The 6,286-nt window shown below is 66.1% G+C and carries 7 protein-coding genes; 6 read left to right on the top strand and 1 reads right to left on the bottom strand.

Features of this window, described 5'->3' with window-relative positions; translation table 11 throughout:
- The coding region (locus AC1DRE_RS24445) for an IS3 family transposase (protein ID WP_476986070.1) at positions 1-211 on the top strand (211 nt) is incomplete at its 5' end.
- A 123-nt stretch (positions 212-334) separates the two neighbouring features.
- Here the strand turns inward: AC1DRE_RS24445 and AC1DRE_RS24440 are convergent.
- Positions 335-679 (bottom strand): toxin-antitoxin system YwqK family antitoxin, encoded by a 345-nt coding sequence (locus tag AC1DRE_RS24440; RefSeq protein ID WP_476987061.1) that lies wholly within the window; start codon positions 677-679, stop codon positions 335-337.
- Between the two features lie 69 nt (positions 680-748).
- Here AC1DRE_RS24440 and AC1DRE_RS24435 point away from each other — a divergent pair, with 69 nt between their 5' ends.
- From AC1DRE_RS24435 to AC1DRE_RS24415, 5 genes are all read left to right on the top strand, one after another.
- Positions 749-1,519 (top strand): DeoR/GlpR family DNA-binding transcription regulator, encoded by a 771-nt coding sequence (locus AC1DRE_RS24435; protein WP_476987060.1) that lies wholly within the window; start codon positions 749-751, stop codon positions 1,517-1,519.
- Positions 1,516-2,718, top strand: coding sequence for an MFS transporter (locus AC1DRE_RS24430; protein ID WP_476987059.1), 1,203 nt, complete (start codon positions 1,516-1,518; stop codon positions 2,716-2,718). The genes AC1DRE_RS24435 and AC1DRE_RS24430 overlap by 4 nt, the downstream gene beginning before the upstream one ends.
- 27 nt (positions 2,719-2,745) lie before the next feature.
- A complete protein-coding gene (locus AC1DRE_RS24425) occupies positions 2,746-4,245 on the top strand; it encodes a phosphatase PAP2 family protein (RefSeq protein WP_476987058.1) in 1,500 nt (499 codons plus the stop codon).
- A gap of 170 nt (positions 4,246-4,415) precedes the next feature.
- Complete coding sequence (locus AC1DRE_RS24420; protein WP_476987057.1) at positions 4,416-5,360, top strand: ABC transporter ATP-binding protein; 945 nt, start codon at positions 4,416-4,418, stop codon at positions 5,358-5,360.
- A 3-nt stretch (positions 5,361-5,363) separates the two neighbouring features.
- On the top strand, positions 5,364-6,278 hold the full coding sequence (locus tag AC1DRE_RS24415) for an ABC transporter permease (protein WP_476987056.1): 915 nt from the start codon (positions 5,364-5,366) through the stop codon (positions 6,276-6,278).
- The last annotated feature ends 8 nt before the right edge of the window (positions 6,279-6,286 follow it).

Below are 6,286 nucleotides of genomic sequence, written 5' to 3'. Positions count from 1 at the left end.
CCGCAAGGGCAATTGCTACGACAACGCCGTCATGGAGAACTTCTTCGGCCACCTCAAGGAAGAGCTCTTCCACCGCGTCCGATTCCTCAACACGGACGCACTGGCAGCTGCAATAGGGGAATACATCCACTGGTACAACACCAAAAGGATCTCCACAAAGCTCGAGGGCCTAAGCCCGGTGCAATACCGTGCCCAGGCCCTCGCAGCTTAGGATCCTATTTGGCAGTCCAACTTCCGGGGACCAGTTCACCTGGTGAGCGAGCGTTCGTGTTTTTCCTGCAGGAAGTGAGAGAGCGTTGGGGGAATAGTTGCAGGAAGTGAGAGAGCGTCGGATTTATTTGAAGGTCTTGCGCTTGGTCTCCGTGCCGTCGGGCGCGTAGGTGACCCATTCGCCCACTTTGCGGCCGGCGTCGTACGTTCCTTCATCCATGAGGTTCCCGGTGCTGTGCCACCGCTGCCAGAAACCGTCCTGCTGCCCCTCACGGAACGACCCCTTCTGGAGCAGTCCGCCCCCTTCGCGGTACCAGATGCAGTCTCCGTCCAGTTCACCGCGGCGGTAGCCGGCATCAGCCTTCAGCTGCCCGTTCCGGTAATAAAAGAGCCAACGGCCCTCGCGTTTGCCGTCGAGGTAGTCCCCGGCTCCTGACAGTTTGCCGTCCTTGAAGAGTTCCTCAGCCATAGGGAAACACTACGCCGTTCAAACGCTCACGGTTCTGACTAAATGAGCATCTTCCGTTAGCATTTGACCATGAGAACTGAAGAGCGGCACCGGTTGATCGGTGACCTGCTGCGGAGCCGTGAAGAGGTGACCGTTGACGAGCTGATGGCGGAGTGCGGAGCTTCCGGCGCCACCATCCGGCGCGACCTGGACACCCTGGCCGGCAACGGCGTCCTCCGCCGGGTGCACGGCGGAGCCAAGAGCCTGGTGCTCCGGGGCGAAAATCCCGGGTACGGGCAGCGGGAGCTGGAGGGGCAGGATTCCAAGGCCCGCATCGCCGCCGGTGTGGCAGGACTGCTGCGGGACCGGGAGCACGTCTGGCTGGACAGCGGCACCACTGCGACCGAGATCGCCCGCCGGCTGCGGCAGCGCGAACTGACCCTCATGCCCATGTCGCTGCGCGCCCTCAATGTGTTGACGGCGGAAAGCCACGCCGGGTACCGGCCCGCCCTCCTGGTGCCGGGCGGAAGCCTGATCCCGGGCGAACTGTGCTTCCGCGGGCCGCTGGCCGAGGCCAACATCCGCTCCCTCCGCTTCGACACTGCGGTGGTGACACCCTGCGCGGTGACCCTCAAAGACGGACTGCTGGCGCACGACCTGGACGATGCCGCCGTTAAGCGCGCCGGCCTGGAATCCGCGGGCCGGGTGATCGCCGCCTGCGCCGGCTCCAAATGGAACGCAGCCGCCGTGGCGCTCGTGGCCGGCCTGGAGGCGGTCGATGTCATCGTGACGGACAGGACATTCAGCCCGCAGGAACTCACGCAACTTGGAAAACACTCAGTGAAAGTAGTGAACGTATGAGCATCGCCGTCTCCAGCCAGAAACTGAATGCCGCGGCCGCCGCGACGTTCCTGATTTTTGGGATCAATGGCCTGGTGTTTGCCAGCTGGGCCGCTCGCATCCCCGCTGTCACCGAGATTCTGCACGTGACCTCCGGACAGATGGGAACGCTGCTCCTCTGCACGGCCGTCGGCTCGCTGATCGCCCTTCCCACGGCCGGGTGGGTAGTGGGAAGGATCGGAACGGCCAACGCGGTCCGCGCCAGCGGTCTTTTGGCTGCCGTGGCCGGTGTGGGCATCGCCCTCTCGCTGACGGCCGAATCCGTGCCCGGGACGGCGGTGGCGCTGTTCTTCTTCGGTATCGGCATTGGTCTGTGGGACGTTTCCCAGAACATTGAAGGAGCCGACGTCGAACACCGGCTTAAGCGCACCATCATGCCGCAGTTCCACGCGGCCTTCAGCGGCGGCGCCTTCGTGGGCGCCCTGATCGGCGCCGGCCTCTCCGGTCTTGGCGTCGGGCTTCCGGCCCATCTGCTGGTCATTGCCGCCATAGTGGCCGTGCTGACCATGGTGGCGCCCCGCTACTTCCTGCCCCACATCGCCGCCGAGGTGCACTCCGACCCGGAAGCCGCGGCACCGAAGGGGAAGTCCGCCTGGCGGGACAGCCGCACGCTGCTGATCGGCGTGGTGGTCCTCGGAGCCACCCTCACCGAAGGTGCCGGAAATGACTGGATCGCCAAGGCCTCTGTGGACGGCCTCGGCAGCAGCGAATCCGCCGGCGCACTGATGTTTGCCGTCTTTGTCCTCGCCATGACGGCGATGCGGTTCTGCGGCGGGTTCGTCATCGACAAGTACGGACGTGTTGCCGTGCTCCGCGCCAGCATGGCCGCCGCGGCTGCGGGCCTGGGCCTCTTTGTCCTGGCGGGCAACATCTGGCTGGCCACGGCCGGGGCCGCGCTCTGGGGAATCGGGGCCGCGCTGGCCTTCCCGATGGGCATGTCCGCTGCTGCCGACGATCCGAAAAAGGCCGCCGCCCGGGTGTCGGTGGTGTCCACGCTGGGATACATCTCCTTCCTGGCAGGGCCGCCGCTCCTCGGCTACCTGGGTGACCTCACCGGCATCCACCTGGCCCTGCTGGCGATCATGGCTCCCATCCTCGTGGCGCTCCTCCTTGCCGGAGCCGCGAAGCCGCTGCCGGACGCGCCGCTCCGCAACGAGTAGGCGGCTTCCCGGCGGTAGGGTGGAAAAATGCGAAGCATGCTGAGGAAGGGCCCGGGCCTGGTCGCCGGGCTGGACCGGATGTTACTCAAGGCCGTGTCCGGCCTGCCCGGCGGCAACCATGACGTGCTGTTCAGGCGGCTCTCGGCCTCCGCCAACCACGGGAAGCTGTGGTTCGCGGTGGCCGGAGGCCTTGCCCTCATCCCCGGCAAACCGCGGCGCGCGGCCCTGCACGGGCTGATTGCCCAGGGCGTGGCGTCGGCGGTCACCAACGTGGTGTTCAAGACACTCCTTCCGCGTGCCCGCCCGCTGCCCGAGCATCTTCCCGTTTTCAGGTTCGTCAACCCGCAACCCACCAGTTCCTCAATGCCGTCAGGCCACTCGGCGTCCGCGGCTGCCTTTGCCGTGGGCGTCGGGCTGGTTCAGCCGGCCATCGGTGCAGCACTGGCGCCCCTTGCGGCCGGTGTTGCATATTCCCGTGTGCACACCGGCGCCCACTGGCCCTCTGACGTGCTGTTCGGCTCCGCCATAGGCGCCGGCGCAGCCATGATTACCCGCAAGTGGTGGCCCGTCCGCCCGCCCTTCCCGGAGACCAGCCGCTCCGGTACCGGGGCCGCAAAGCTGCCCGGCGGCGAGGGACTCACCATCGCGGTCAACACCCTGGGCGGGTCCTATGCGCCGGAAACCGTGAAGGCGCTGCAGGATGTATTCCCCTTAGCGCATATACAAGAGATCGGTAAAGATAGCGACATCGCCGCCGAGATCGAGGCGGCCGCTGCCCGGCCCGGTGTAAGGGCGCTCGGCGTGTGGGGCGGGGACGGAACGGTGGGGACGGCGGCGGCTGTCGCCGTCGAACTCTCGCTTCCTTTGTTGGTCCTTCCCGGCGGAACACTGAACCACTTTGCCCGTGACGCCGGAACATCCTGCCTCGAGGATGCCGTGCAGGCGGCCTCCAACGGGGAGGCGGCCCGCGCCGACGTCGGGCACGTCCGGCTGGAGCGGGGCCTCGCGGGAAGTCCCGAAAAGCTGGAACGGATCATGCTCAACACAGCCAGCATCGGCCTGTACCCCAACCTGGTACGCCGGCGGGAACAGCTCCAGCCGGCCCTCGGCAAACCCCTTGCCGGAGTCGCGGCCATGTTCCGGACCTTCGCTTCCGGAACCCCGACCACCATGATTGTGAACGGTGTCCGCCACAAGCTATGGATCCTCTACATTGGCCGGGGCCGCTACTACCCCCGGGACCATGCGCCGCTGGTGCGGCCGGTGATGGACGACGGCGTCCTGGACCTCCGGATGATCACTGCCGACGAGTCGTTTGCGCGGATCCGGCTGCTGTGGTCCGTCCTGACGGGCACTGTGGCCACGTCCCGGATCACGCACCTGAGCGAATCCACGTCGGTGACAGTGGAGGCAGCGGGATCGCCCATGGCCCTGGCCGTGGACGGTGAAGCCATGCCCGGCGTGCGCCGCGTCGAATTCTCCGTGTTGCCCGGGGCGCTGACCTACTACTCGCCGCAGCCGGAGTAGGCAGCCGTACCGGGGCGGGGGTCATCCCTTGGGACTACCCTGACTGCACCCTGAATCATCCCTGAGACCGGCGAAATCGGAGGCTTGCGTCTGTAGCGTGGGTGGTACGAACGGATCTGCGGCGAGCAGAAGCCGTGACCGCATCCACAGCTACGCAAAGGAACGCTTCCATGATTGAAGCAAAAGGCCTGTCCAAGGTCTACGGCGACAAAACCGCCGTCGGCGGGGTCAATTTCACGGTCCAGGCAGGCCAGGTCACCGGCTTCCTCGGCCCCAACGGGGCCGGCAAATCCACCACCATGAGAATGATCATGGGACTGGACACCCCGACGTCGGGCTCGGTCACCGTCAACGGTGTCCCGTTCGCCAAGCACGCCGCCCCGTTGCGCGAAATCGGTGCCCTGCTGGACGCCAAGGCAGTGCACACGGGCCGTTCGGCCTACAACCACCTCCTGGCCATGGCCGCCACCCACAGCATTCCCAAGAAGCGCGTCACCGAGGTCATCGAAATGACCGGACTCGGTGAGGTCGCCAAAAAGAAAGTCAAGGGCTTCTCGCTGGGCATGGGCCAGCGGCTGGGCATCGCCGCGGCACTGCTGGGGGACCCGCAGACCATCATCCTGGACGAGCCGGTCAACGGGCTGGACCCGGAGGGGGTGGTGTGGGTCCGCAACCTGGTGAAGTACCTCGCCTCTGAAGGGCGGACCGTCTTCCTGTCCAGCCACCTGATGAGCGAAATGGCCGTGACAGCCGACCACCTGATTGTGATCGGCCGCGGAAAAATCATTGCCGACGCCCCCATCAGGGACATCATCAACGGCAAGGGCGCAAGCCGCACCCGGGTCCGCACCGACCAGCCCGACCAGCTCATGCACCTCCTCGCCGGCGCGGGAGTTTCGGTGGAGGCCCAGGATCAGGAACTGCTGGAGGTCAAGGGGCTGGATCCCCGCCAGATCGCACGCGCCGCCCTGGACAACCACGTCATGATCTACGAACTCACCCCGCTCCAGGCCAGCCTCGAAGAGGCCTACATGGAGCTGACCAAGGACGAGGTCGAATACCACTCGCTGATCACCACGGGAGCCCCCGTTCCCGCCCAGACCGGAGGCAACTAAGCCATGAGCTCAACCACTTTGGAACCCAACCCCTCAGGCCGCCGGGCCCAGTCCGGCAGCCAGCCTCAGGCCGGGACGCCCGCAGGACAGGCTACCCGTCCGGCGTCACCGGGCCCCGGGCCCAGTTTCCTGCGGGTGCTGAACTCGGAATTCATCAAGTTCCGCACCCTGCTCTCGACGCTCATCCTGCTCGGTTCCACCATGCTGGTGATGGTGGGCTTCGGGGCGCTGGCGGCATTCTCCACGGGCCAGTTCCGCGAGCAGATGGCGTCCGATCCGGCAGCGGCCGCCCAGATGGCCGCCCAGGGCGGCGACATTGCGGTGACTGCGCCCACTTCCGGTGTCGTCTTCGCCCAGCTGATCCTCGGGTCCCTCGGCGTGCTGCTGATGAGCTCCGAGTTCACCACCGGAATGGCGCGTTCCACGTTCGCGGCCGTGCCCAAGAGAATCCCCGCCTTCGTGGCGAAATTCCTCGTGGTGGGTGTCGTGTCCTTCGCCCTCACAGGCGTCTCCACCCTGCTGGCGGGCCTGATATCCGTCCCGATCCTGCACAACTACGACCTCGGCCTGGATCTTGCCAGTTCGCAGTCCGTCAAACTCCTGATCGTCAACAGCCTCTACGTGGCCGCTGTGGCTACCATCGGCATGTCCCTGGGCAGCATCATCCGGAATTCCGCGGGCGGGATCATGAGCCTGGTGGGTCTCTTCTTCGTGGTCCCGATCGCCTTCCAGCTGATTCCCGGCGAATTCTTCGAGGAAGCCCGCAAGTACCTGCCGGGCAACACCGTGGACGCCCTGACGGCCGTGAACCATGTGGACGGATCCCTTGAGGCGTGGCAGGCGGCCCTGGTGCTCGGCGCGTGGGTGGTCGTTCCTGCCGTGCTCGCCATGATCCTGCTCAAGAAGCGCGACGTATGAGCAGGTCC

This window comes from Arthrobacter sp. P4_H3, from assembly GCF_056400885.1.
This window is presented reverse-complemented; position numbering and strand designations above follow the sequence as displayed.